This is a genomic window from Streptomyces ardesiacus (assembly GCF_003112575.1).
Classification (GTDB): domain Bacteria; phylum Actinomycetota; class Actinomycetes; order Streptomycetales; family Streptomycetaceae; genus Streptomyces; species Streptomyces ardesiacus.
In genome coordinates, this window is record NZ_BEWC01000007.1 from 392,250 (window position 1) to 416,947 (window position 24,698).

General features: G+C 70.9%; 21 protein-coding genes and 2 tRNA genes. 5 read left to right on the plus strand and 18 right to left on the minus strand.

The window, feature by feature from the left end:
• Positions 1–100: 100 nt before the first annotated feature.
• From mreD to Sdi02f_RS23850, 7 genes are all read right to left on the minus strand, one after another.
• Entirely contained in the window at positions 101–772 is a 672-nt protein-coding gene (mreD, locus tag Sdi02f_RS23820) for a rod shape-determining protein MreD (RefSeq protein ID WP_030399924.1), read from the minus strand.
• A 13-nt stretch (positions 773–785) separates the two neighbouring features.
• Positions 786–1,847, minus strand: a complete 1,062-nt coding sequence (gene mreC, locus Sdi02f_RS23825; RefSeq protein ID WP_108933986.1) for a rod shape-determining protein MreC — start codon at positions 1,845–1,847, stop codon at positions 786–788.
• Between the two features lie 200 nt (positions 1,848–2,047).
• A complete protein-coding gene (locus tag Sdi02f_RS23830; RefSeq protein ID WP_007449816.1) occupies positions 2,048–3,067 on the minus strand; it encodes a rod shape-determining protein in 1,020 nt (339 codons plus the stop codon).
• A 319-nt stretch (positions 3,068–3,386) separates the two neighbouring features.
• Entirely contained in the window at positions 3,387–3,800 is a 414-nt protein-coding gene (gene ndk / locus Sdi02f_RS23835) for a nucleoside-diphosphate kinase (RefSeq protein ID WP_007449819.1), read from the minus strand.
• A 113-nt stretch (positions 3,801–3,913) separates the two neighbouring features.
• Entirely contained in the window at positions 3,914–4,279 is a 366-nt protein-coding gene (locus tag Sdi02f_RS23840) for a DUF4233 domain-containing protein (RefSeq protein WP_055467694.1), read from the minus strand.
• 6 nt (positions 4,280–4,285) lie between these two features.
• Positions 4,286–5,800: a bifunctional tetrahydrofolate synthase/dihydrofolate synthase gene (folC, locus tag Sdi02f_RS23845; protein WP_030399927.1), complete on the minus strand. Its 1,515-nt coding sequence runs from the start codon at positions 5,798–5,800 to the stop codon at positions 4,286–4,288.
• A gap of 250 nt (positions 5,801–6,050) precedes the next feature.
• On the minus strand, positions 6,051–8,675 hold the full coding sequence (locus Sdi02f_RS23850; RefSeq protein WP_108933987.1) for a valine--tRNA ligase: 2,625 nt from the start codon (positions 8,673–8,675) through the stop codon (positions 6,051–6,053).
• A gap of 137 nt (positions 8,676–8,812) precedes the next feature.
• Between Sdi02f_RS23850 and Sdi02f_RS23855 the strand changes: the two genes are divergently transcribed.
• Entirely contained in the window at positions 8,813–9,817 is a 1,005-nt protein-coding gene (locus Sdi02f_RS23855) for a hypothetical protein (RefSeq protein ID WP_108933988.1), read from the plus strand.
• Positions 9,818–9,883: 66 nt separating this feature from the next.
• On the opposite strand, the gene clpX is transcribed toward Sdi02f_RS23855, so the two are convergent.
• The 5 genes from clpX to Sdi02f_RS23880 form a co-directional block, all read right to left on the minus strand.
• Positions 9,884–11,170 (minus strand): ATP-dependent Clp protease ATP-binding subunit ClpX, encoded by a 1,287-nt coding sequence (gene clpX, locus Sdi02f_RS23860; protein ID WP_030399934.1) that lies wholly within the window; start codon positions 11,168–11,170, stop codon positions 9,884–9,886.
• Positions 11,171–11,361: 191 nt separating this feature from the next.
• Positions 11,362–12,042, minus strand: coding sequence for an ATP-dependent Clp protease proteolytic subunit (locus tag Sdi02f_RS23865; protein ID WP_007449830.1), 681 nt, complete (start codon positions 12,040–12,042; stop codon positions 11,362–11,364).
• A 50-nt stretch (positions 12,043–12,092) separates the two neighbouring features.
• On the minus strand, positions 12,093–12,698 hold the full coding sequence (locus tag Sdi02f_RS23870; protein ID WP_030399935.1) for an ATP-dependent Clp protease proteolytic subunit: 606 nt from the start codon (positions 12,696–12,698) through the stop codon (positions 12,093–12,095).
• Between the two features lie 359 nt (positions 12,699–13,057).
• The gene (gene tig, locus Sdi02f_RS23875; RefSeq protein WP_030399936.1) at positions 13,058–14,461 is read right to left on the minus strand and encodes a trigger factor; all 1,404 of its coding nucleotides are present in this window, start codon (positions 14,459–14,461) and stop codon (positions 13,058–13,060) included.
• Between the two features lie 202 nt (positions 14,462–14,663).
• Positions 14,664–14,740: transfer RNA gene (locus Sdi02f_RS23880), tRNA-Pro, on the minus strand.
• A gap of 163 nt (positions 14,741–14,903) precedes the next feature.
• Here Sdi02f_RS23880 and Sdi02f_RS23885 point away from each other — a divergent pair.
• A tRNA-Gly gene (locus Sdi02f_RS23885) sits at positions 14,904–14,974 on the plus strand.
• A gap of 125 nt (positions 14,975–15,099) precedes the next feature.
• On the opposite strand, the gene Sdi02f_RS23890 is transcribed toward Sdi02f_RS23885, so the two are convergent.
• Positions 15,100–15,294, minus strand: coding sequence for a hypothetical protein (locus Sdi02f_RS23890; RefSeq protein WP_030399948.1), 195 nt, complete (start codon positions 15,292–15,294; stop codon positions 15,100–15,102).
• 686 nt (positions 15,295–15,980) lie between these two features.
• Here Sdi02f_RS23890 and Sdi02f_RS23895 point away from each other — a divergent pair.
• Entirely contained in the window at positions 15,981–17,192 is a 1,212-nt protein-coding gene (locus Sdi02f_RS23895) for an acyltransferase family protein (protein ID WP_108933989.1), read from the plus strand.
• 22 nt (positions 17,193–17,214) lie between these two features.
• On the opposite strand, the gene Sdi02f_RS23900 is transcribed toward Sdi02f_RS23895, so the two are convergent.
• Positions 17,215–17,715, minus strand: coding sequence for an HD domain-containing protein (locus Sdi02f_RS23900; RefSeq protein ID WP_055467691.1), 501 nt, complete (start codon positions 17,713–17,715; stop codon positions 17,215–17,217).
• Positions 17,716–17,767: 52 nt separating this feature from the next.
• Positions 17,768–18,955 (minus strand): PP2C family protein-serine/threonine phosphatase, encoded by a 1,188-nt coding sequence (locus tag Sdi02f_RS23905; RefSeq protein WP_030399951.1) that lies wholly within the window; start codon positions 18,953–18,955, stop codon positions 17,768–17,770.
• 163 nt (positions 18,956–19,118) lie between these two features.
• Between Sdi02f_RS23905 and Sdi02f_RS23910 the strand changes: the two genes are divergently transcribed.
• A complete protein-coding gene (locus tag Sdi02f_RS23910) occupies positions 19,119–20,381 on the plus strand; it encodes a GNAT family N-acetyltransferase (RefSeq protein ID WP_108933990.1) in 1,263 nt (420 codons plus the stop codon).
• A gap of 13 nt (positions 20,382–20,394) precedes the next feature.
• Here the strand turns inward: Sdi02f_RS23910 and Sdi02f_RS23915 are convergent, their stop codons facing one another.
• The 3 genes from Sdi02f_RS23915 to Sdi02f_RS23925 all read right to left on the minus strand — a co-directional run bounded on the left by Sdi02f_RS23915 (position 20,395) and on the right by Sdi02f_RS23925 (position 22,953).
• The gene (locus Sdi02f_RS23915) at positions 20,395–21,225 is read right to left on the minus strand and encodes an Fpg/Nei family DNA glycosylase (protein WP_108933991.1); all 831 of its coding nucleotides are present in this window, start codon (positions 21,223–21,225) and stop codon (positions 20,395–20,397) included.
• 551 nt (positions 21,226–21,776) lie between these two features.
• Positions 21,777–22,262, minus strand: a complete 486-nt coding sequence (locus Sdi02f_RS23920) for a ribose-5-phosphate isomerase (protein WP_030399954.1) — start codon at positions 22,260–22,262, stop codon at positions 21,777–21,779.
• A 106-nt stretch (positions 22,263–22,368) separates the two neighbouring features.
• Positions 22,369–22,953, minus strand: coding sequence for a biotin transporter BioY (locus Sdi02f_RS23925; RefSeq protein WP_030399955.1), 585 nt, complete (start codon positions 22,951–22,953; stop codon positions 22,369–22,371).
• Between the two features lie 331 nt (positions 22,954–23,284).
• Between Sdi02f_RS23925 and Sdi02f_RS23930 the strand changes: the two genes are divergently transcribed.
• Positions 23,285–24,670 carry an amino acid permease gene (locus tag Sdi02f_RS23930; RefSeq protein WP_030399956.1) on the plus strand — a complete coding sequence of 462 codons (1,386 nt, stop codon included), beginning with the start codon at positions 23,285–23,287 and terminating at the stop codon, positions 24,668–24,670.
• The last annotated feature ends 28 nt before the right edge of the window (positions 24,671–24,698 follow it).

Consider the following 24,698-nt stretch of genomic DNA (forward strand, 5'->3'; position numbering starts at 1 on the left):
GGCGCGGCCCATCCGGTTGAGGGTGGTGGTGGGCGACGGGTGGGAGCTGGTCACTGCTGCCTCCCCCTGACGACGTGTGTGCTGGTGTGCCGGCGTGCGCTCACAGCCGCTTGACCCCCTTGATGCGCCCGGCCCTGGCGACGCGGGCGCGGGCCGTCTTCACCCGCAGCGCGTTGCGCTGTCTGCCGATGCGCAGGCCGGTGCCCCCGGAGAGCCAGCCCGAGGAGATGTCGGGGCTCTGGGCCGCGGAGTTGGTGTCGGCCAGCGGGTCGTTGTCGGCGCGGCGGGCCAGCGCCATGATGCCGGGGACGACGAACGGCGCGAGCAGCAGGTCGTACAGGGCGGCCGTGAACAGCAGGCTGGGCAGGCCGACGTGGCGGGCGGCGGTGTCGCCGACGAGGGCGCCGACGCCCGCGTAGAGCAGGGTGGTGCCGACGGCGGCGGCGACCACGACGACCATGGGGCCGGTGGCCGAGCGGAGCCGTCCGTTGTCCGGCTTGGCGAGGCCGGCGAGGTAGCCGACGACGCAGAGCACGAGGGCGTAGCGTCCGGCGGCGTGGTCGGCGGGCGGGGCGAGGTCGGCGAGGAGTCCGGCGCCGAAGCCGACGAGGGCGCCGCCGACGTGGCCGTAGACCAGGGCCAGGCCGAGGACGGTGAGCAGCACGAGGTCGGGGACGGCGCCGGGCAGGTGGAGGCGGGCGAGGACGCTCACCTGGATCACCAGGGCGACGACGACCAGGGCGACGGACAGCAGGATCCGGTTGACGCGCATGGGGTGAGGGCTCCTACGGCTGGGTCTGCTCGTTCTGCTGGTCGGTCTGGCCGGTCTGGTTGTTCGGGTCGGTCTCGTTGTCCGGGTCGGTCTGCCCGGCGGTGTCGTTCTGGCCGGCGGTGTCGTTCTGGCCGGTCCCGCCGTCCTGGGCGCGGCCCTCGGGGTCGGCGCCCGGGGTCACGGTCACCGTCACGGTCGGCGTGGGCTTCGGCTGCTTCTTCTCCGGCAGCACCGTGTCGCGCGGGTCCTTCGCCGGGGCCTGGACGACGACGCCGACGATGTCGAGCTTGGTGAAGCTGACGAACGGCGTGACGTCGAGGATGCGGGTCAGGTCGCCGCCGTTGGGGTCGACGCGGGTGATGGTGCCGACGGGCACGCCCGGCACGAACGGCTTGTCGGACTGGGAGCCGAAGGTGACCAGGCGGTCGCCCTTCTTGACGTCGGCCTTGCCGTTGAGGAGTTCGACGCGCAGGGGCCGGCTGCCCTGGCCGGAGGCGAAGCCGAGTTCGTCACCGGACTCCATCCGGGTGCCGACGGTGAAGTCCGGGTCGTTGGCGAGCAGCACCGTGGAGGTGTTCGGGCCGACGGTCGTCACGCGTCCGACGAGGCCGTCGCCGTTGAGGACGGTCATGTCGCGCGCGATGCCGTCGTTGGCGCCGACGTCGAGGGTGACGGTCCAGGAGAAGCCCTGGGCCGCTCCTATGGCGATGACCTGGGCGCCCTTGATGCCGTACTGCCCGGCTCCGGCGAGTCCGAGCATCTTGTCGAACTGCCTCAGGCGGCTGCGGCCGCGCTCGTCGCTGCCGAGCTTGGCCTTCAGCGCCGCGTTCTCCGTCGCCAACTGCGCGAGCCGGTCGTGCCGGTCGCCGGAGTCGCGGATCGCGGAGACGGCGTTGCCGACCGGGTCGACCGCGGACGACACACCGTTCTCGATCGGGCCGAAGACGGTGGCCGCGGCCTGCCGGGCACCGTCGACCGGCGAGTCCTCCCCACCGCGGATGTCCACCGTGATCAGTGCGAACGCGACGGCGATCAGCAGTACCAGGAGCAGCCGGCTCTCTTTCGTGTCCCTCACGTGCGGCGGCCGTGCCTTCCTCGTCGAAATCCGGGAATCTCGGAATGTACGTGGCGGTGTTCAGGAATTCAGGTGATCCGGTGCTTCGGGCGTGTGCGGCGCATCGGGCACTTCACGCGCATCGAGTACCGGAACCCTCTATATCAACGATCCGCCGCACGAGAGGAGATCGTCTCGTACGGCGGAACCGAAGTGTGACGTCATCTGCGGGGCGAGGCGTCCAGCACCTGCTGGAGCGCCTCGAACTCCTCGACGCACTTGCCGCTGCCGAGCGCGACGCTGTCGAGCGGGTCCTCGGCGATGTGGATCGGCATTCCGGTCTCCCGGCGCAGCCGTTCGTCGAGCCCGCGCAGCAGGGCGCCGCCGCCGGTCAGGACGATGCCGCGGTCCATGATGTCGCCGGACAGCTCCGGCGGACACTTGTCGAGGGTCGTCTTGACGGCGTCGACGATGGCGTTGACCGGTTCCTCGATCGCCTTGCGCACTTCGGCGGCGGAGATGACGACGGTCTTGGGCAGCCCGGAGACGAGGTCCCGGCCGCGGATTTCGGTGTGCTCGTCGGAGTCGAGGTCGTACGCCGAACCGATCGTGATCTTGATCTGCTCGGCCGTGCGCTCACCCAGAAGAAGGCTGTACTCCTTCTTCACGTGCTGGATGATCGCGTTGTCCAGCTCGTCACCCGCGACGCGGATGGACTGGGCGGTGACGATGCCGCCGAGCGAGATGACCGCGACCTCCGTGGTGCCGCCGCCGATGTCCACCACCATGTTGCCCGTGGCCTCGTGGACCGGCAGGCCGGAGCCGATGGCCGCGGCCATGGGCTCCTCGATGATGTGCACCTGTCGGGCGCCGGCCTGGGACGACGCCTCGATGACGGCGCGGCGCTCGACGCCGGTGATGCCCGAGGGCACACAGACGACGACCCGCGGACGAGCCAGATAACGCCGCTTGTGGATCTTCAGGATGAAGTAGCGGAGCATCCGCTCGGTGATCTCGAAGTCGGCGATGACGCCGTCCTTCAGCGGGCGCACGGCAACGATGTTGCCGGGCGTGCGCCCGATCATCTTCTTCGCTTCGGCGCCGACCGCGAGGATGCCACCGGTGTTGGTGTTGATCGCGACGACGGACGGCTCGTTGAGTACGATCCCGCGACCCCTGACGTACACCAGCGTGTTGGCGGTCCCGAGGTCGACAGCCATGTCACGGCCGATGAACGACATTGAGTTCCCCATCAGGATTCGACTGGCCTTCCCAGGAGCTTTTGAGGGCTTTTCAGGTCGGCGAAGTGGGTGCAGTGACGCGTGGAGGCTTCCATCGTAGACGCGCTTTCGCGAACACTGCGCGAGGGTCTTCGCCATTGTCAGCAGATGGCGCACCGCCTCGCTCGTGGAGACGGGCCAACGGTGGGATCCGTTCCCCCGAACAGGCGCGCATATGCCACAGGGCGGTCGCTTTCGCGCGACCGCCCCGGCTCTCTCCGGTCCATTCGGCTGACGTGGTGTCAGAAAAAAGGCCTCTCCGGCGTGTCCCGAAGGCGGATCAGACCCGGCCCGGGAAGAAGATCTTCAGCTCGCGCTCGGCGGACTCCTCGGAGTCCGAGGCGTGGATCAGGTTCTCGCGGACGATCACGCCGAAGTCGCCCCGGATGGAGCCGGGCGCGGCGGCGATCGGGTCGGTCGGACCGGCCAGCGCGCGCACGCCCTCGATGACCCGCTCGCCCTCGACGACCATCGCGACGACCGGACCGGACGCCATGAACTCGACCAGGGGCTCGTAGAAGGGCTTGCCCTTGTGCTCGCCGTAGTGCTGCTCCAGCGTCTCGGCGTCCAGGGTCCGCAGTTCCAGCGCGGTGATCTGCCAGCCGGCCTTGCGCTCGATACGGCTGATGATCTCGCCGGTCAGGCCACGACGGACGGCGTCGGGCTTGAGGAGGACGAGGCTGCGCTGGGTCACGAGGGGCTCCCTTGGAGAGGTGCGGTTGTGCGGGTGATGACTGAGGTTACCGGGCGTGTCGCGACGCCCGTCACGCAGCGTCAGGCATACGGGCCCGGTCGCGTCCGGCGCTTTCAGGCGGGGTCGGCCGCGGAGGCCGCCGAGGCCTCGGCCTGCGCGGCGAACCGTGCCTTCGCCTCGTCGATCTTGCGCCCGTAGTGCACGGAGGCCCACCACAGGGCGGCAAAAACCGCGCCCAGGAAGTACATGGTCGGCACGACCAGGCCGGAGGCGATGAGCGCGACCTGGAGCGCCCAGCCGAGGACGACGCCGCCGGGGCGGGTGATGACCCCGCACAGCGCGACGCACAGGAACATCGCGATGCCGCTGACCGTCCACACCGTCCCCATGGACAGGTCGGGGTCCTTCATGGCGACCAGACCGGCGAAGCCGATCACGAAGAACTCGCCGATCAGCGTCGAAGCGCAGAGCGTACGCACGGTTTCTCAGCCCCTCCTCAGAAGCAGTCGGGCCTCGCCGACGGTGATGACGGAACCGGTGACGAGCACACCGCCGCCCGCGAACTCGCCCTCCTCCTCGGCCAGCGTGATCGCCGCCTCCAGGGCGTCCGGCAGCCGCGGCTCTACCTGCACGCGGTCCTCGCCGAAGACCTCGACGGCGACCGCGGCCAGCTCGTCGGCGTCCATCGCGCGGTGGCTGGAGTTCTGGGTGACGACGACCTCGGCGAAGACCGGCTCGAAGGCCTCCAGCAGCCCGCGCACGTTCTTGTCACCGCTGGCGCCGACCACACCGATGAGCCGGCTGAACTGGAAGGCCTCCCCCACCGCCTCGGCGGCGACCCTGGCGCCGGCCGGGTTGTGCGCGGCGTCGAGGACCACGGTCGGCGAACGCCGCACGACCTCCATCCGCCCCGGCGAGGCGACGGAGGCGAAGGCCCGGCGCACGGTGTCCACGTCCAGCGGCTCGGGACGCTGGGCGCCGACGCCGAAGAACGCCTCGACGGCGGCCAGCGCGACCGCCGCGTTGTGGGCCTGGTGGGCGCCGTGCAGCGGCAGGTAGACCTCGGTGTACTCGCCGCCGAGCCCGCGCAGCGTCACCAGTTGCCCGCCGACGGCGACCTCGCGGGCGACGACGCCGAACTCCAGCCCCTCGCGGGCCACGGTGGCGTTGACGTCCACCGCCTTCTTCAGCATCACCTGCGCCGCGTCCACCGGCTGCTGGGCGAGGATCACGGTGGCGTCCTGCTTGATGATCCCGGACTTCTCGACCGCGATCTCGCCGGGCGTCCCACCGAGCCGGTCGGTGTGGTCCAGGTCGATGGGGGTGACGACGGCGACGTCCCCGTCGATGACGTTGGTGGCGTCCCAGGAACCGCCCATCCCGACCTCGACGACGGCCACGTCCACGGGCGCGTCCGCGAAGGCGGCGTACGCCATGCCGGTGAGCACCTCGAAGAACGACAGCCGGTACTCCTGCTGCGCGTCGACCATCTCGACGTACGGCTTGATGTCCTGGTACGTCTCGACGAACCGCTCGGCGGAGACCGGCGCCCCGTCCAGGCTGATGCGCTCGGTGATCGACTGCACGTGCGGCGAGGTGTACCGCCCGGTGCGCAATTCGAAGGCGCCGAGCAGGGCCTCGATCATGCGGGCGGTGGAGGTCTTGCCGTTGGTGCCGGTGATGTGGATGGAGGGGTACGAGCGCTGCGGCTCGCCCAGCACGTCCATCAGCGCGGCGATCCGGGTGACCGACGGCTCCAGCTTGGTCTCGCCCCAACGGGTCGCCAGCTCCGTCTCGACACCGCGCAGGGCCGCGTCCAGCTCGGGGTCCTCGGGACGCCCGGGGATGTCGGCCTGCGGGGGACCGCCCTGGGTGCGCAGGGTGCGGCTGCCGGCCTCGATGACGGCGAGGTCGGGGTCGCGGGTGGTCTCCGCGTCGATGATCTCGTCGAAGGAGTCGAGGGGGTCGGGCTGGTCGTTCTGGCCGGGGTTGTCGCTCACGGGGACCAGTCTACGTACCCGTCCTGCACGGGCAGTCGCGCCCGCCGCGGGGCGGCACGGGCGGGCCCGGCGGCACCCCGCGAGCGCCGGGCTGCGCGATTCCCTGCGGGCCGCCGGCGGACGGGGTGGCTCGGGTCTCCGGGCGAGTGCGGCGCCGTTGTGGCCGGTCGCGCGGTTCCCCGCGCCCCTGGGGGCGGAAAGGCACCCGGCGCCTGCAAGGGCCCCGGGTGCCTTCCTGAGGTATCGGCGACTACGCCTCCGGCAGCTTCTCCAGCTGCGCGGTGATGCGGGCGATGTCCTCGTCCGCCTTGGCGAGGCGGCCCCGGATCTTGTCCACGACCTGGTCCGGCGCCTTCGCCAGGAACGCCTCGTTGCCGAGCTTGGCGTTCGCCTGGGCCTTCTCCTTCTCGGCCGCGGCGAGGTCCTTCGCCAGCCGCTTGCGCTCGGCGGCGAAGTCGATGACCCCGGAGAGGTCGAGGGCCACCTCGACGCCCGCGACCGGCAGCGTCGCCGTCGCCGTGAAGGCGTCGCCCTCCGGCTGGAGCCGCAGCAGCTGCCGGACGGCCGCCTCGTGGGCCGCGAGCGCGCTGCCCGCGAGGGTCAGCCGGGCCGGGACCCGCTGGCCGGGCTGGAGGCCCTGGTCGGCGCGGAAGCGGCGGACCTCGGTGATCACCGACTGCAGCGTCTCGATCTCCCGCTCGGCGTCCGCGTCCCGGAAGCCCGAGTCGGTGGGCCACTCGGCGATGACGACCGACTCGCCGCCCGTGAGCGTCGTCCACAGCGTCTCGGTGACGAAGGGGACGACCGGGTGGAGGAGACGCAGCGTCACGTCCAGGACCTCCCCCAGGACGCGCTGGGAGACCTCGGCGGCCTCGCCGCCCGCCTGGAAGGTGGTCTTGGACAGCTCGACGTACCAGTCGAAGACCTCGTCCCAGGCGAAGTGGAACAGGGCGTCGGAGAGCTTCGCGAACTGGTAGTCCTCGTAGTACGCGTCGACCTCGGCGACCACCGAGTTGAGCCGGGAGAGGATCCAGCGGTCCGTGGACGACATCTTCGACGCGTCCGGCAGCGGGCCCTGGACCGTCGCGCCGTTCATCAGGGCGAAACGGGTGGCGTTCCAGATCTTGTTGGCGAAGTTCCGGGAGCCCTGGACCCAGTCCTCGCCGATCGGGACGTCGACGCCCGGGTTGGCGCCGCGCGCGAGGGTGAAGCGGAGGGCGTCGGAGCCGTACTTGTCCATCCAGTCCAGCGGGTTGACCACGTTCCCGAAGGACTTGGACATCTTCTTGCCGTTCTGGTCACGGACCATGCCGTGCAGGGCGATGGTGTGGAACGGCGGGGTGCCGTCCATCGCGTAGAGGCCGAACATCATCATCCGGGCGACCCAGAAGAAGAGGATGTCGTAGCCGGTGACCAGGACGGAGTTCGGGTAGAACTTCGCGAGCGACTCGGTCTGCACGGGCCAGCCGAGCGTGGAGAAGGGCCACAGGCCGGAGGAGAACCAGGTGTCCAGGACGTCGGGGTCCTGGTGCCAGCCCTCGCCGCTCGGCGGCTCCTCGTCGGGGCCGACGCAGACGACCTCGCCCGCGGGGCCGTACCAGACGGGGATGCGGTGGCCCCACCAGAGCTGGCGCGAGATGCACCAGTCGTGGAGGTTGTCGACCCAGTCGAAGTACCGCTTCTCCATCTCCTGCGGGTGGATCGTGACCCTGCCGTCGCGGACCGCGTCACCGGCGGCCTTCGCGAGCGGGCCGACCTTGACCCACCACTGCATGGACAGGCGCGGCTCGATGGTGGTCTTGCAGCGCGAGCAGTGGCCGACGGAGTGGACGTAGGGCCGCTTCTCGGCGACGATCCGGCCCTCGGCGCGCAGCGCGGCGACGATGGCGGAGCGGGCCTCGAGGCGGTCCAGGCCCTGGAAGGGGCCGTGGGCGGTGATGACGGCGTGCTCGTCCATCACGGCGATGGCGGGCAGGTTGTGCCGCTGGCCGATCTCGAAGTCGTTCGGGTCGTGGGCGGGCGTCACCTTGACGGCGCCGGTGCCGAACTCGGGGTCGACGTGCTCGTCGGCGACGACGGGGATGGAGCGCTCGGTCAGCGGCAGCTTGATGAGCTTGCCGACCAGGTGCTTGTAGCGCTCGTCCTCGGGGTGGACGGCGACGGCGGTGTCGCCGAGCATCGTCTCCGCGCGGGTGGTGGCGACGACGATGGTCTCGTCGCCCTCCCCGTACTTCATGGAGACCAGTTCGCCGTCGTCGTCCTGGTACTCGACCTCGATGTCGGAGATGGCCGTCAGGCAGCGCGGGCACCAGTTGATGATGCGCTCGGCGCGGTAGATCAGCTCGTCGTCGTAGAGGCGCTTGAAGATGGTCTGGACGGCCTGGGACAGGCCCTCGTCCATGGTGAACCGCTCGCGCGACCACGCGACGCCGTCGCCGAGGCGGCGCATCTGGCCGCTGATCTGGCCGCCGGACTCGGCCTTCCACTGCCAGACCCGCTCGACGAAGGCCTCCCGGCCCAGGTCGTGCCGGGACTTGCCCTCCTTGCCCAGTTCGCGCTCGACGACGTTCTGCGTGGCGATGCCGGCGTGGTCCATGCCGGGCTGCCACAGCGTCTCGTGGCCCTGCATGCGCTTGCGGCGGGTCAGGGCGTCGATGAGCGTGTGCTCGAAGGCGTGCCCGAGGTGCAGGCTGCCCGTGACGTTCGGCGGCGGGATGACGACGGTGTACGGCGGCTTGTCGCTCTTCGCGTCGGCCTCGAAGTAACCCCGTTCTACCCAGCGCTCGTACAGCTGCCCCTCTACCTCGGCCGGCGTGTACTGGGTCGGCAGTTCGGTGGTGGGTGCGGGCTGCGGCTGCTGAGAGTTCTCGGTCACGGGGGTCAGTTTACGGGCGTCACGGCCCTGTCCCGAAACTCGTTTCCTTTGTAACGGTGCGGCCCCCGATGACCTGCGCACGCCGGCTCTGGGTCAGGATGTCAGAACCACGTAAGCATCTGGAGGGGAACCCAGTAATGAGTCACAACCAGCCGGGCCCGTACGGCGGGCAGCCCCAGCAGCCCGGACCGTACGGCCAGCCGGGACCGTACGGCCAGCAGCCGCCGCAGGCCCCCCAGCCCGGCTACGGCTACCCCCAGCAGACGCCTCCCCCGCAGCCCGGCTACGGCTACCCGCAGCAGCCCCAGCAGGGCGGCGTCCCGCCGCAGGCTCCCCCGTACGGCCAGCAGCCGCCCTACGGCCAGCAGCCCCCGTACGGCCAGCAGCCGCCCTACGGTCAGCAGCCGTACGGCATGCCGCAGCCCCCGGCTCCGGGCGGCGGCAAGAAGAAGACGGGCCTGATCATCGCCGGGGTGGCCGTCGTGGCGGCGCTCGGCGTGGGCGCGTACTTCGTGTTCGGCGGGGGCGGCGGCGCGGGCGGCGGCCTGAAGGACGACGGCGCGCACAAGCTGACGACGCCCGCGAAGGCGCTCGGCGAGTACACGAAGTTCCAGGGCCAGGAGAGCAACGACTCCGACACGGCCAAGGACATGACGAAGAGCGGCGTCAAGAACGGTACCGCCGTCGTCGCGCAGTGGTCGACCGCCGACCTCAGCGGCTTCGACCCCGAGGACCCGTCGACCGCGCCCGACCAGTCGGAGCTGCTGACCGCCAAGGGCTTCACGATGCTCGGCGGTTACGGCACGATCGACGACCCCCAGGCGGTCCTGGACAAGTTCTTCGCGAACATCCAGAAGCAGGTCAAGGAGAGCTCCACCGGCAACACCGGCGGCATGCAGAACGCCGAGCTGGTCGGCGAGCCCGAGGAGGTCGAGATCGACGGCACGGTCGCCAAGTGCCAGGCGACCAAGGCCACCAACGGGCTCACCAAGAAGGAGTCGACCGACTGGTTCTGCGCCTGGGCCGACTACAGCACGGTCGCCATGGTCTCCCCGGGCGACAACTCCGGTACCGGGGTCGGCAAGGAGACGGCGATCGACATCACGAAGCGGCTGCGGGACGAGGTCCGCGTCAAGTCCTGACGCGCGGGACGGCACAGCGGAAGGGGCCCGGTCGACGACCGGGCCCCTTCCGCATGGCTGTTTCGCCTACGCCGTCTTCTGCTCGCCCGAGCCGCGTCCCCGCGCATCCCGCGGGATGAGCGTCGGGTTGACGTTGGAGAGGACCACGTCCGCCGTGATGACGACGCGGGCCACGTCCTTGCGGGACGGGACCTCGTACATCACGCCCTGGAGGACTTCCTCCATGATGGCGCGCAGGCCGCGGGCGCCGGTCTGGCGGAGGATGGCCTGGTCGGCGATGGCCTCCAGGGCACCGCGCTCGAAGTCCAGCTCCACGCCGTCGAGTTCGAAGAGGCGCTCGTACTGCTTGACCAGCGCGTTGCGCGGCTCGACGAGGATCTGGAGGAGCGCCTCGCGGTCCAGGTTGTGCACCGAGGTGATGACGGGCAGCCGTCCGATGAACTCGGGGATCATGCCGAACTTGACCAGGTCCTCCGGCATGACCTGCTCGAACTGGTCCTTGGACTCGATCTCCCGCTTGGAGCGGATCTGCGCGCCGAAGCCGATGCCCTTGGCGCCGGCCCGGCCCTCGATGATCTTCTCCAGGCCCGCGAAGGCACCGCCCACGATGAACAGCACGTTCGTCGTGTCGATCTGGATGAACTCCTGGTGCGGGTGCTTGCGGCCGCCCTGGGGCGGGACGGAGGCCGTGGTGCCCTCCAGGATCTTCAGCAGGGCCTGCTGGACGCCCTCGCCGGACACGTCGCGCGTGATGGAGGGGTTTTCACTCTTCCGCGCGACCTTGTCGATCTCGTCGATGTAGATGATCCCGGTCTCGGCCTTCTTGACGTCGTAGTCCGCGGCCTGGATCAGCTTCAGCAGGATGTTCTCGACGTCCTCGCCGACGTATCCCGCCTCGGTGAGCGCCGTGGCGTCGGCGATCGCGAACGGGACGTTCAGCATGCGGGCGAGGGTCTGGGCGAGGAGGGTCTTGCCGGAGCCGGTGGGGCCCAGCAGGAGGATGTTGGACTTCGCCAGCTCGATGGCGTCCTCGCGGCCCTGGGCGCCGCCGTTCTCGCCGGCCTGGACCCGCTTGTAGTGGTTGTACACCGCGACGGAGAGGGCCTTCTTCGCCGCCTCCTGGCCGACCACGTAGCTTTCGAGGAACTCGTAGATCTCGCGGGGCTTAGGGAGCTCCTCCCAGCGCACCTCGCTGGTCTCCGCGAGCTCTTCCTCGATGATCTCGTTGCAGAGGTCGATGCACTCGTCGCAGATGTACACACCGGGCCCTGCGATGAGCTTCTTGACCTGCTTCTGGCTCTTCCCGCAGAACGAGCACTTGAGCAGATCGCCGCCGTCACCGATGCGTGCCACGGTGTGCTTCCCCTTCGCCTGGGAGACTCCCGGACGTCGACGTCACGTCAACGGCGGGCGGACTCCTGGTGCTGCCTTATGTCCGACGGTACCTTGCCGGGCCCCTCGTCCGGGCCCCCCTTGGCACGGTTCGCTTTGACGTGAATCGCGTCAAACCGTGCCAAGGAGCGGCAGACGATACAGCCTCCCGCCTAGCGGAGAGAGGAGTTGTCCATCTTCCGGGTGGTGATGATCTGGTCGATCAGGCCGTAGGCCAGCGAGTCCTCGGCCGTGAGGATCTTGTCGCGCTCGATGTCCTCGCGGATCTTCTCGACCGGCGTGGTGGAGTGCTTGGCCAGCATCTCCTCGAGCTGCGAGCGCATCCGCAGGATCTCGTTGGCGGCGATCTCCAGGTCGGAGACCTGGCCGCGGCCGGTCTCGCTGTACGGCTGGTGGATCAGGACGCGGGCGTTCGGCAGCGCCATGCGCTTGCCCGGCGTGCCGGCGGCCAGCAGGACGGCGGCGGCGGAGGCGGCCTGCCCCATGCACACCGTCTGGATGTCGGGCTTCACGTACTGCATCGTGTCGTAGATGGCCGTGAGCGCGGTGAAGGAGCCGCCGGGGCTGTTGATGTAGATCGAGATGTCCCGGTCGGGGTCCATCGACTCCAGGCACAGCAACTGCGCCATGACGTCGTTGGCCGAGGCGTCGTCGATCTGGACGCCGAGGAAGATCACGCGCTCCTCGAAGAGCTTCGCGTACGGGTCGTACTCGCGCACGCCCTGCGAGGTGCGCTCGACGAAGCGCGGGATGACGTACCGGGACTCGGCGGAGGGGCCGGTGTACTCGGCGCGCGAGCGGTCGTACAGGCCGCTGCCGGGGAAGTCGTTCACAGTGTCTCCTGTAAAGGGGCTGAGGCGGTCGGCTCGGGGCGGGGGATGGCTCAGGCGCCCGTGCCGCCGCCGCCCGGCATGCCGGCGGCCGTGGCGATGACGTCGTCGATGAGGCCGTACTCCTTGGCCTCGAAGGCGTCGAACCAGCGGTCGCGGTCCGAGTCGCGGGTGATCTGCTCGACCGTCTGGCCGGTGTGCTGAGAGGTGAGCTCGGCCATGCGCTTCTTGGTGTGCAGCAGTCGCTCGGCGTGGATCTTGATGTCCGAGGCCGAACCGGCGAGGCCGGCGGAGGGCTGGTGGATCAGGATCTCCGCGTTCGGCAGCGCGAAGCGCTTGCCGGGGGTGCCCGCGCTGAGCAGGAACTGCCCCATGGAGGCCGCGAGGCCCATCGCGATCGTCACCACGTCGTTCTTGATGTACTGCATGGTGTCGTAGATCGCCATGCCGGCCGTGATCGAACCGCCCGGGCTGTTGATGTACAGGAAGATGTCCTTGTCCGGGTCGGACGCGAGGAGCAGCAGCTGTGCGGTGATCTTGTTCGCAATGTCGTCGTCGACCGGCTGGCCGAGGAAGATGATCCGCTCGCCGAGCAGTCGGTTGTAGACCTGGTCGCCGAGGCCGCCACCGATGGAGGGCTCGCCGGCGGCTGAGGGCATCAGATTCGTCACGTATCCACCTGCTCGTCTTACGACGGCGCCGGGCCGTCTCACGTTTCCCTGCGGGGCTGGAGCCGCTTTCGGGGACTCCCCTGCCCTCGTATTCATGGACCCTAACGCGGTGACCCTGCGGTGCCATCCCGGTTCTGCGGGTGTTCGCCTCGGGCGTAGCGGTACGCAGGGTGCGGGTGGGGGTCTCGCCGTCGGGGTGCACGCTCGTCGCCGGGTGCGGGTCCCATCGTGGTCGCTCGCGCAGTTCCCCGCGCCCCTGGGCCGGCTGCCCGGCCGTATGCCGAAAGGGCCCCGGCGTCGGAACGTCCGGGGCCCGTTTCACATCCGTCGGAGACGGCGCGAGGGGATCAGCCCTCGGTCTTCTCCTCGGCCTTGTCGTCGGCCTTGTCGGCGTCGGTGGACTCGGCGGCGGCCTCGGCGGCCTCCGTCTCCTCGTCCTCCTCGTCGTCCAGGTCGACGACCTCGCCGTTGGTGTCCTTGACCGTGGCCTTCTCGACCACGGAGGCCAGGGCCTTGCCGCGGGCGACCTCGCCGACGAGGAGCGGGACCTGGCCCTGCTCGACGACGGCCTGGGCGAACTGGTCGGGGGACATGCCGGAGGAGGCGGCGCGGCGCATGAGGTGCTCGGTCAGCTCTTCCTGGCTGACGTTGAGCTTCTCCTGCTTGACCAGCTCGTCGAGGACGAACTGGGTCTTGATGCCCTTGACCGCGGCCTCGCGGGTCTCGGTCTCGAACTCCTCGGCGGTCTTGCCCTGCAGCTCGAGGTACTTCTCGAGGTCCAGGCCCATCTGGCCGAGCTGGTGGTGCTCGAGGTTGTGCTTACGGGTGTTGATCTCGTCCTCGAGGAGCTTCTCGGGGACCGGGACCTCGACCAGGTCGAGCAGCTTGTCCAGCACGCGCTCCTGGGCCTGCGTGGCCTGGTCGTACTGCTTCATGTTGGCCAGGCGCTTGCGGCTGTCGGCCTTCAGCTCGTCGAGGGTGTCGAACTCCGACGCGAGCTGCGCGAAGTCGTCGTCCAGCTCGGGCAGCTCGCGCGCGGCCACCTGGGTGACCTTGACGGTGACCTCGGCCTCCTTGCCGGCCGCCGAGCCGCCCTTGAGCTCGGAGGTGAAGGTGGCCTCGCCGCCGGCCTCCAGGCCCGTCACGGCGTCGTCGATCCCGTCCAGCAGCTCGCCGGAGCCGATGGTGTAGGAGACGCCGTCGGCGACGCCGTCCTCGAGGACCTCGCCGTCGACCTTGGCCTGCAGGTCGATGGTGACCACGTCGCCCTCGGCGGCGGCGCGCTCGACCGGGGAGGTCGAGGCGAAGCGCTCGCGGAGCTGCTCCACGGACTTCTCGACGTCCTCGTCGGTGACCTCGACGGCGTCGACCTCGATCTCGATGCCGGAGTAGTCCGGGATCTCGATGGAGGGGCGGACGTCGACCTCGGCGGTGAAGTTCAGCGTCTCGCCGTCCTTCAGCTCCGTGATGTCGACCTCGGGCTGGCCGAGCGGGTTCAGCTCGGCCTCGTTGACCGCGTCGGTGTAGAACTTGGGAAGCGCGTCGTTGACCGCCTCCTCCAGAACCGCACCGCGGCCGAACCGCTGGTCGATGACCCGGGCCGGGATCTTGCCCTTGCGGAAGCCCTTCACCGTGACCTGCTGGTTGATCTTCTTGTACGCCGCGTCGAGGCTGTCCTTGAGCTCCTCGAAGGGCACCTCGACAGTGAGCCGAACCCGGGTCGGGTTCAGGGTCTCCACGGCGCTCTTCACGGTTCGGTCTCCTTGGTGGCTGACTTCTTGGGTTCTGCCGGAAACCAGAGTGTCCGGCGAATTTCGCCGCCCGGAGACTTCAGACGCTGAGACACACGGGCGTGCAGCTTGCATAGTAACGGCAGCGACTACACGGCCCAAAAGGCGATCGCTCGCGCTCACCGGGGAGGCCGGGGCGGTCGGCGGTCCGGCCGACGGACGGTGGTCGGGGTGGCGGGATTTGAACCCACGGCCTTCCGCTCCCAAAGCGGACGCGCTACCAAGCTGCGCCACACCCCGTCTGGTGCGACACGTAGGGTACATGCCGCCGGACGCCGGGGGCCGCAGAGTTTCCCGGGCGTCCTCGAAGGCACGGCGCGTACCGGAAGGGGTGTGCGGTGAGGGGCGGCGACCCGCTACGATGCGTGCAGTGCCGCGGTCACCGACTCGCGGCGCGCGCTGTGCGGGCGTAGCTCAATGGTAGAGCCCCAGTCTTCCAAACTGGCTACGCGGGTTCGATTCCCGTCGCCCGCTCCGAGAGGCCTCCGGCCCGGTCCCCACAGGGGATCGGGCCGGAGGCCTTTGTGCGCTCCGCGCGCTCCGGCCCTCCGGGGGGGAACGCCGGGACCGCACGGCGGCCCGGGGGCCGCGCGGGCCCGCTAGAACCGGATCGAGTTGATCGTGTTCGCTATGGAGTCCAGGAAGCGCTGGATGTCGTCGGCCATGCCGGTCGAGGCCAGGAAGAAGCCGAAGAGGACCGCGACGACCGCCGGCCCCGCCTTGATGGAGCCTCCCCGCAGCAGCACCACCAGGATGATCCCCAAGAGCAGCACCACTGACAGTGAAATGGCCACAACTGATCACACCCTCGGTCGGTCCGCTCTCCCGGCCCGGAGGTGCGCCACCGCGCACCCCCGCCAGAACCATCGTGCCACCAACCGGGCCTCGTCATGCGGGAGGTGACACATCGTCCGGTCGGCTGCGCCCACCTCATGCTCCCCCGCGCACGCGGGCGCACCCGGCCCCGGTGCCCCGTACGGAATTTCGACCGGACACTCGTACGAGAAATTCCGGCCGTTTCGTTTCCATGTCCACACAACGCGTTCGCAGATATTTCGAATTGTCGTGGCAGACACATCGACACGGTTCTCACAGGAGGTTCACAGGAACACCGGGCGAACCCGTAAGCGCATGGAAGCGGACATTCCAGGGGAGTCGCCCGCCGGTCTTATGCGGCGTTTAGTCGTGATGTGTCCTGACAAGTGGGGTGCTCGGGACGGGGTTTCGGACGCGCGGCCCGGCAGCGGCGCGGCCCGGGTGTGGGGGCCGTCACCCGTCCGGAGAGGCCGAGTTCCCGAAATACGGGGGTAACCGCACGGTACCCACACCGTGCTCAAGACGCGAAATGCAGGAATGACGTCGAGGGTTTTACGGAATCACATCGAGAACGCTAGGGTGCCTCAAATGTTCTACGCTGCCTCGTCCCCCACCAGAGCAGCGAGGTCCTGTGACCACTCGCCGGTTTCCGGCGGGAGGTGGCATGACTAGCTCGCTGCGACCCCACGGCGACCGGAAGCCGTCGTCTTCGTCGGACCAGCAGACACAGCAGGCACAGCCGGCCCGGCAACCCCCACGGACCCCGTCGGGCCGGCAGCGCGACGCGTTCTTCGACAACGCCAAGTACCTGGCCATCGTGCTGGTCGGGGTGGGTCACGCCTGGGGCCAGATCCTGGACGGGAACCGGACCGTGGAGACCCTCTACCGGGTCCTGTACACGTTCCACATGCCGGCGTTCATCATCATCTCCGGCTACTTCTCGCGCAGTTTCGACCTGAGTCCCAAGCGGGTCAAGCGGCTGATCACCGGCGTCGCCGTCCCGTACCTCGTCTTCGAGATCGCCTACACGCTGCACCGCCGCGTCAGCGAGGACCCGCAGGCCGACTTCAGCCTGCTGGACCCGACCTACCTCCTGTGGTTCCTGTGCGCGCTGTTCGTCTGGCGGCTGACCACGCCCATCTGGCAGACGGTCCGTTGGCCGCTGCCGATCGCCCTGGTGATCGCGGCGCTGGCCTCCGTGACGCCCACCATCGACAACGACCTGAACATGCAGCGCGTGCTGCAGTTCCTGCCGTGCTTCGTGCTGGGGCTGCTGCTGCGCCCCGAGCACTTCCACCTGGTGCGGCGCCGCGCGGTGCGGATCTGGTCCGTGCCCGTGGTCGCGGCGGCGCTGGTGATCGGCTGGTGGTCGGTGCCGCGCATGGAGACCGGCTGGTTCTACCGCAACGCCGCGGTGCAGGACACCGGCGGCCCCTGGTGGTCCGGGCCGGTCCTGACCCTCGCGCTCTTCGGCTGCTCCGTGGTGTTGTCCGTCTGCTTCTTCGCCTGGGTGCCCGGCCGGCGCATGTGGTTCACGGCCCTCGGCGCCGGCACGATCTACGGCTACCTGCTGCACGGCTTCCTGGTGAAGGAGGGCAGCTACGCCGGCTGGTTCCAGCACTCCTTCCTGGACGAGCCGCTGGGTGAGATCGGGCTCACCGTCCTCGGCGCCGCCGTCATCACCCTGTTGTGCACCAAGCCCGTCCAGCGGGTCCTGCGGTACGTGGTCGAGCCGCGGATGGACTGGGCCTTCAAGCGGGATCCCGGCGACAGCGCCCGGGCCCGCGACCGGCGGGACGAGGACGCGGGCGGCACCCGCGCGACGCCCGCCGGGGCCTCCGCGCCGATCGGCGGCGGGGAGAAGGTCTCCGTCTAGCCCCGTCCGCCGGCGCTCCCGCTCATGCCCGGTCCGGCCGGCCGAGGAGTTCGCGCATCCGCGCGTACTTCTCGGTCAGCCGGGCGCGGGTGGCCCCGTCGAGGACGGCGAGCCGGGCGGGGTCGGCGTTGTGCGCCAGGTCCGCCTCCTTGACCAGCCGCGCCCCCGGGGTGGCCAGGATCCGCGCGGCGTACGCCTCGGGCGGCTCCCCCGGCCGTTTGGTGAGGGCCAGGACGATGTCCTTGGTACGGCGGCTCAGCGGTGCCCCGTCCAGCCACCGTTCGCTCAGCGCGTCGTCCTCGACGGCGTCGTGCAGCCAGGCGGCGGCGATCTGCTCGTCGTCGCCGCCGCGTCGGCGTACGCCCTCGGCGACGGCCCGCAGGTGCTCGGCGTAGGGCCGGCCCGCCTTGTCGGTCTGTCCGGCGTGGGCGGCGCGGGCGGTGGCCTCGACCTCGGCGAGGGAGAGCGGCGGGGCGGTCGGACCGGAACCGGAGTCCGGGGAGTCCTGCGGCGTCTGGGGCATCGGGCCAGTATGGCGGGGCGCGGCGCGGGTCCTCGGGCCCCGGGCAGGGATCTCAGGCCCCGGGCGGCGCGGACTGGGCCGTCGGTCCGTCCCGGGAGATCAGCAGCAGCGCGCGGTCGTCGTTGACGTCCTTGGCCACCGCCTCGATCAGGTGCCAGGCCGCACCGTGGAAGCCGCCCGCGACATAGCGGTCGGCCTCGCCGGTGAGACGGTCGATGCCCTCGGCGATGTCCCGGTCGGAGGTCTCCACCAGGCCGTCCGTGAACAGCATCAGCACGTCTCCGGGCCGCAGGGTGCCCTTCACCGGGTCGAACTGCGCACCGTCGTACACGCCGAGCAGCGGTCCCTCGGCGGACTTCTCCTCCCAGCGGCCGGTGCCCGCGCTGAGCTGGAGGCCCGGCGGGTGTCCGGCGGAGTACAGCTCGTAGTCGCCGGAGTCGAGGTCGAGCACCAGGTGGATCGAGGTGGCGAAGCCCTCGTCCCAGTCCTGGCGCAGCAGATAGCCGTTGGCGGCCGGCAGGAAGGCGTGCGGCGGAAGGCTGCCCAGCAGTCCGCCGAAGGCGCCCGACAGCAGCAGGGCGCGGGAGGCCGCGTCCATGCCCTTGCCGGAGACGTCGGTGAGGACGACCTCAAGGGTCCGGCCGCCGTTCGTGCGGGCCGCGACGACGAAGTCGCCGGAGAAGGACTGGCCCCCGGCCGGGCGCAGCGCCATCTCGCGGTGCCAGCCCTTGGGCAGTTGGGGCAGTTTGCTCTGGACGCGGATGCGTTCGCGCAGGTCGAAGAGCATGGTGCCGCCGCGCCGCCAGGGCACGCCGACCCGGCTGCGGAACTGGGCGACGACCAGCCCGAAGAATCCGCAGGCCGCGACCACCAGGACCACGCCGGGGGTGACGCGGGAGGGCCCCTCGGTGTACGGGCCGAGTTGTACGGACTCCACGATCAGCGCGGTGGCCGCCGCGGCGTACAGGCCGAGCAGGCTCGCCGGGCGCAGCAGCAGGCCGCCCGCGACGATCGGCACGACCAGCGCGGAGGGCGAGCACCACACGGAGTTGGCCATGGTGCCGGCCGCGATGACGGGTATCGCCAGCAGCAGTCCGGCCAGCGCGATCCAGTCGGAGCCGTCGCCGCGGAAGTAGTCGACGGCGGCCCGGCGCACGCCGACGCGGGCCCGGTGCCACTGCTTCTTCCACCGGGCCGTGAACGTCTCGGCCTCCGCGCGCCGCTGTCGTCCTGCTGCCATTAGTTCGGGACCCTATCCATCGGACCGGCCGCTTGGCACGGGAGGTCCTCCTTGTCCCCCGTCCGGGGCCGGACTTCACAGTGAACTTCACGAACGGCTTCCGCGCCGCAACCCTGCCGAAATTGCCTCGCCCGTCTCCGTCCTGCCCTGATACGCATGAGGCATGGAACGGTCCACGGGAAATGGCGGCGACGTGACGACGACGGAACCGCGGGTACTGCGGCAAGAGGAGTGGGACACCTGGTACGGGTCGCTGGTCCGCGCCTTCGGCGGGGTTCCGGAACCGGACGAGGAGTTGGCGCTGTTCCGCGAGCTGACGCGGTTCGACCGGTCGATCGGTGTGTGGGAGGGCGACGCGTGCGTCGGGACGGCCGGCGCGTTCGCCTTCCGGATGACCGTGCCCGGCGGCGCGCAGGTGCCCGCGGCGGGCGTGACGATGGTGAGCGTGGCCGCCACGCACCGGCGCCGGGGTGTCCTGACGTCGATGATGCGGCGGCAGCTGGACGACGTACGTTCCTGGGGCGAGCCGCTGGCCGTGCTGACGGCCTCCGAGCCGGCGATCTACGGCCGGTTCGGCTACGGCGCCGCGACCTTCGAACTCGGCGCGGAGATCGACACGAGCCGGGTCCGGCTGTCCGCCCCGCCCGGCACGGACGACGTACGGCTGCGGTACGCGGCGCCCGGTGACGTGCTCGACGTGTGCGAGGCCGTGTACGCGCGGCTGGTGCCGGCGCGGCCCGGGATGATCGCCCGGCAGCCCGGCTGGGAGCGGCTGGGACTGCTGGACCCGGAGAGCGGGCGGGAGGGTGCCTCCCCCCTGCAGTGCGTGGTCGCCAGGCGGGGCGGCGAGGTCACCGGGTACGCGCGGTTCCGGGTGCGTCCGGCGTGGGAGCAGGACGGGCCCAGGGGCACGGTGGTCCTGGACGCCCTGGCCGGGCTCGACCCGGCGACCGAGGCGGCGTTGTGGCGTTTCCTGTACGACATCGACCTGACCGGCACGCTGTCGGTGCGGGGGCGGCCGGTCGACGAGGCGTGGCAGCACCAGGTGTCGGACATCCGGCGGTGCCGGCCGGCCCTGCGGGACGCGCTGTACGTGCGGCTGGTGGACGTGGGGGCGGCGCTCGCGGCGCGGACCTACCAGGCGCCGGTGGACGTGGTGTTCGAGGTCGAGGACGCCTTCTGCCCGTGGAACGCGGGGCGTTGGCGGCTGAGCGGCGACGCGAAGGGGGCGTCCTGCGAGCGTACGGCCGACGCGGCGGATCTCGCCCTGTCGGTGCGGGAGTTGGCGGCTGCCTACCTCGGCGGTGTGCGCCTCGGTTCGCTCGCGGCGGCCGGGCGGGTGCGCGAGGTGCGGGGCGGGGCGCTGGCGGAGGCGTCGGTGGCGTTCGGGTCGGACGTGGCGCCGTGGCTGCCGCACGGCTTCTGAGCGCGGGGCGGCGCTAGCGCCGCTGGCAGGTGGGGCACCAGAAGAGGTTGCGGGCGGCGAGGTCGGCGGTGCGGACGGGGCTGCCGCAGAGGTGGCAGGGCTGGTTCGCCCGGCGGTAGACGTAGACCTCGCCGCCGTGGTCGTCGACGCGGGGCGGGCGGCCCATCGCCTCGGGGGTGTGCTCCGGGCGGACGGTGTCGATGCGGTTGTTCCGCACGCCCTCGCGCATGAGGCCGGTGAGGTCCTGCCAGACGGTGTCCCACTCGGCGCGGGTGAGGTCCCTGCCGGGGCGGTACGGGTCGATGCCGTGGCGGAAGAGGACCTCGGCGCGGTAGACGTTGCCGACGCCGGCGACGACCTTCTGGTCCATGAGCAGGGCCGCGACGGTGGTGCGGCTGCGGGAGATCCGGCGGTACGCGGCCTCCGGGTCGGCGTCCGGGCGCAGTGGATCGGGGCCGAGGCGGTCGTGTATCGCCTGTTTCACCGGGTCGGTGATCAGGGTGCAGGTGGTGGGGCCGCGCAGGTCGACGTACGCCGTGTCGTTGGCGAGGCGGAGGCGGACGGTGTCCGTGGGCGGGGGTGCGGGGGCGGGGCCGAAGGTGACCTTGCCGAAGAGGCCGAGGTGGATGTGGACCCAGGTGGACGTCTCGGGGGCGGTCCCGGCTGCGCCGAAGCCGAGGAAGAGGTGTTTGCCGTGGGCGTCGGCGGTGGTGAGGACGGTGCCGTCGAGGAGGGCCGCGGAGTCGGTGAACTTGCCCTGGGGGCTGGTGGCGTGGACTGCCGTCCGGGCGAAGGCGGCGGTGTAGTCCTGGGCCAGCCGGTGGATCGTGTGCCCCTCTGGCACGTGCGGTGTCCTTTCGTCGCGGTGCGGAGCGCTGCGCTGCGCTCGCCGTGGCCTTTGCCCACCCGCCCACCCGACTCGGTGGGTCGAGAGGCTCGACTCGTTCCGGGGCTCCGCCCCGGACCCCGGCGGGGACTCCGTCCCCTGCACCCCTGGGGTCCGCTTCCCCACCCTGGGGGTCCGGGTTCCGACCACCCCTGAGGTCCGCTTACCTGCCCAGCGGGGTCCGGGTTCCGACCACCCCTGAGGTCCGCTTCCCTGCCCTGCGGGGATCGGGTTCCGACCCCCCGGTGAGGCCGTTTCCCTCCCCACGGGGATCAGACCCCGACCACCCAGTGGGGGGGCGGGGCCCCCGGCCCTGCGGGATTCGGTTTCCCACCACCCCGGTGAGGCCGTTTCCCTCCCCGCGGGGAGCAGATCCCGGCCACCCGGTGAGGCGGTGTCCCCACCCTGCGGGGTCCGGTTTGCGTCCGCCCCGCGGGCGCCGTTTCCCCGCCCCGCGGGTGCGCCCCCAGTGGGGCGGGGCAACGGCGGCGTTCGTGTGCCGGGGTCGGCTACTGCTGCGGGTGGTGGGGCGGGACGGGCGGGAGGTCGCCCGTCGTTTCGTAGGACGTGAGCATGTCGATGCGGCGGACGTGGCGTTCGTCGCCGGAGAACGGGGTGGTGAGGAAGGTCTCGACGAACTTCGTCGCCTCGTCCTGCGTGTGCATGCGGGCGCCGACCGCGACGACGTTGGCGTTGTTGTGCTGGCGGCCGAGCGAGGCCGTCTCCTCGCTCCAGGCCAGCGCCGCGCGCACGCCCTTCACCTTGTTCGCCGCGATCTGCTCGCCGTTGCCGGAGCCGCCGATCACGATGCCGAGGGCGTCGGGGTCCGCGGCCGTGCGCTCGGCGGCGCGCAGGCAGAAGGGCGGGTAGTCGTCCTGGGCGTCGTAGATGTGCGGGCCGCAGTCGACGGGCTCGTGCCCCGCCGCCTTGAGCCACTCGACGAGATGGTTCTTGAGTTCGAAGCCCGCATGGTCCGAGCCGAGATACACGCGCATGCGTCGAGTGTGACACGGCGCGACGACCCTGGTCGTGCGGGGTCGGGGTGCCCGCCGGGACGCCGCTCGCGGCCCCGGCGGGGTCCTCGCGTGGGCCCGCGGCCTCCTACCGCTTGTCGGCCAGCTTCCACGCGGTGGGCAGGACGCCCATCGCCAGTACGGCCTTCAGCGCGTCGCCCACCAGGAACGGGGTGAGGCCGGCCGCGATCGCGGCGGTGAGGGACATGTCGGCGGCCAGGGCCAGGTACGGCACGCCGACGGCGTAGATGATCGCCTCGCCGAGCAGCATGGTGCCGGCCGTGCGCAGCATCGAGCGGTCGGCGCCCCGGCGGGCCAGCGCGCCCACGACCGTGGCGGCGAGCAGCATGCCGAAGACGTAGCCGAGCGACGGGGCGGCGGTGCCGGAGCCGCCCTCCGCGAACCACGGCACGCCCGCCATGCCCACCAGGGCGTACAGCGCGAGCGAGAGGAGGCCGCGGCGGGCGCCGAGCGCGGTGCCGACGAGGAGTGCGGCGAAGGTCTGGCCGGTCACCGGCACCGGGGAGCCGGGCACGGGCACGGCGATCTGGGCCGCGACGCCGGTGAGCGCGGCGCCGCCCGCCACGAGCGCGACGTCCCGGACTCGGGAGGAGGGGATGAGGTCGGCGAGGACCTGCCCGGAGCGGCGGGCGGAAACGGCAGCGGTGCTCATGGGGACTCCGCGGTGGTGTGGACATGTCGGGACACCGCGACGCTATCCCAGCCGCCTGGAGCCGATCACCAGTAACGCCCGACAAAGGCCCGCTCATCGGCTTGGTGGGCTCCCGACAAAGGGCGCGGGATACACACGGACTCGGGTGACACCGGTCACCGAAGGGGTGAGGCGGGCGTCACCGGCAAGCGGAACTTCGCATTCGGACTGTCACACTCCGCATCCGGTCCGTCCGTATCGTGGGCGTCCGCTGTCGCCGGCCGGCGCGAGACCGGAGACTGTGGGCGTTTTTGCCCTGCCCGAGCCCCCCACGCATTGGACGAGCCGCTCCATGTCCAACAGCACCACCTCCACGGCGCCCCAGCAGCCGGTGGACGCCTCCCTCTCCCACGGCCTCAAGCAGCGCCACCTGTCGATGATCGCCCTCGGCGGCGTGATCGGCGCCGGACTGTTCGTCGGTTCCGGGGCCGGGATCGCCGCCGCCGGACCCTCGATCGTCGTCGCCTACACCCTCTCCGGTCTCCTCGTGATGCTGGTGATGCGGATGCTGGGCGAGATGTCCGCCGCGTATCCGTCGTCCGGTTCCTTCTCCGCGCACGCCGAGCGGGCGATCGGGCCGTGGGCCGGGTTCACCGCGGGCTGGGCGTTCTGGGTGCTGCTGTGCACGGCCGTCGGCCTGGAGGGCATCGGCGCCGCGCAGATCGTGCACGGCTGGCTGCCGGGGACGCCCGAGTGGGCGTGGGTGGCGCTGTTCATGGTGGTGTTCTGCGGGACGAACCTGGCCGCCGTGAAGAACTTCGGCGAGTTCGAGTTCTGGTTCGCCGCCCTCAAGGTCGGCGCGATCTCGCTGTTCCTGGTGCTGGGCGTGCTGGCGATCTGCGGCGTCCTGCCGGGCACCGACTCCCCCGGCACCGCCCACCTGGGCGACTTCCTGCCGAACGGCGGCAACGGCCTGATCATCGGCCTGCTCGCCTCGGTGTTCGCCTACGGCGGCCTGGAGACGGTGACCATCGCGGCGGCCGAGTCGGAGAACCCGGTCAAGGGAGTGGCGAGCGCCGTGCGGACGGCGATGTGGCGGATCGCGCTGTTCTACATCGGCTCGATGGCGGTCATCGTGACCCTGGTCCCCTGGGACTCCCCCGAGGTGGTCGAGAAGGGCCCCTACGTCGCGGCCCTCGACGAGCTGGGCATCCCGGGCGCGGGCGGGCTCATGAACGTCGTCGTCCTGGTCGCGCTGCTGAGCGCCATGAACGCCAACATCTACGGCGCCTCCCGCATCGGCTACTCGCTGGTCGAGCGGGGGCAGGGGCCGAAGGCGCTGGGGCGGGTGTCGGGCGGGGTGCCGCGGATCGCGGTGCTGGTCTCCTCGCTGTTCGGCTTCGGCTGCGTCCTGCTCAGCTACTGGCGGCCCGACGACGTCTTCTCCTGGCTGCTGAACATGATCGGCGCGGTCATCCTGGTCGTCTGGATCTTCATCGCCGCCTCGCAGCTGCGGCTGCGCCGCCGGCTGGAGCGGGAGGCGCCCGGGAGGCTGGTGGTGCGCATGTGGGGCTTCCCGTGGCTGACCTGGGTGGCGCTGGCGGGTATGGCCGCGGTGTTCGTGCTGATGGCCCGCGAGCCGGACACGCGGGTGCAGCTCTACTCGACGGGCGGGATGACGCTGTTCCTGGCGGCCGTCGGGTACGCCCGGCAGCGGCGGCGGGCCCGCCTCGGCTAGCCGCCCCGCCCGGTACCTCCCGAGGGCC

Excerpts from the sequence above, each read along its gene's own strand:
- Sdi02f_RS23900 (WP_055467691.1), bottom strand. The coding sequence starts at position 17,715 with ATGCCCCAGACGCCGCAGGACTCCCCGGACTCCGGTTCCGGTCCGACC.
- Sdi02f_RS23830 (WP_007449816.1), bottom strand. The coding sequence starts at position 3,067 with ATGTCGTTCATCGGCCGTGACATGGCTGTCGACCTCGGGACCGCCAAC.
- mreD (WP_030399924.1), bottom strand. The coding sequence starts at position 772 with ATGCGCGTCAACCGGATCCTGCTGTCCGTCGCCCTGGTCGTCGTCGCC.
- Sdi02f_RS23920 (WP_030399954.1), bottom strand. The coding sequence starts at position 22,262 with ATGCGCGTGTATCTCGGCTCGGACCATGCGGGCTTCGAACTCAAGAAC.
- Sdi02f_RS23925 (WP_030399955.1), bottom strand. The coding sequence starts at position 22,953 with ATGAGCACCGCTGCCGTTTCCGCCCGCCGCTCCGGGCAGGTCCTCGCC.
- Sdi02f_RS23895 (WP_108933989.1), top strand. The coding sequence starts at position 15,981 with ATGACTAGCTCGCTGCGACCCCACGGCGACCGGAAGCCGTCGTCTTCG.
- Sdi02f_RS23870 (WP_030399935.1), bottom strand. The coding sequence starts at position 12,698 with ATGCCCTCAGCCGCCGGCGAGCCCTCCATCGGTGGCGGCCTCGGCGAC.
- Sdi02f_RS23905 (WP_030399951.1), bottom strand. The coding sequence starts at position 18,955 with ATGGCAGCAGGACGACAGCGGCGCGCGGAGGCCGAGACGTTCACGGCC.
- Sdi02f_RS23930 (WP_030399956.1), top strand. The coding sequence starts at position 23,285 with ATGTCCAACAGCACCACCTCCACGGCGCCCCAGCAGCCGGTGGACGCC.
- Sdi02f_RS23855 (WP_108933988.1), top strand. The coding sequence starts at position 8,813 with ATGAGTCACAACCAGCCGGGCCCGTACGGCGGGCAGCCCCAGCAGCCC.
- Sdi02f_RS23910 (WP_108933990.1), top strand. The coding sequence starts at position 19,119 with ATGGAACGGTCCACGGGAAATGGCGGCGACGTGACGACGACGGAACCG.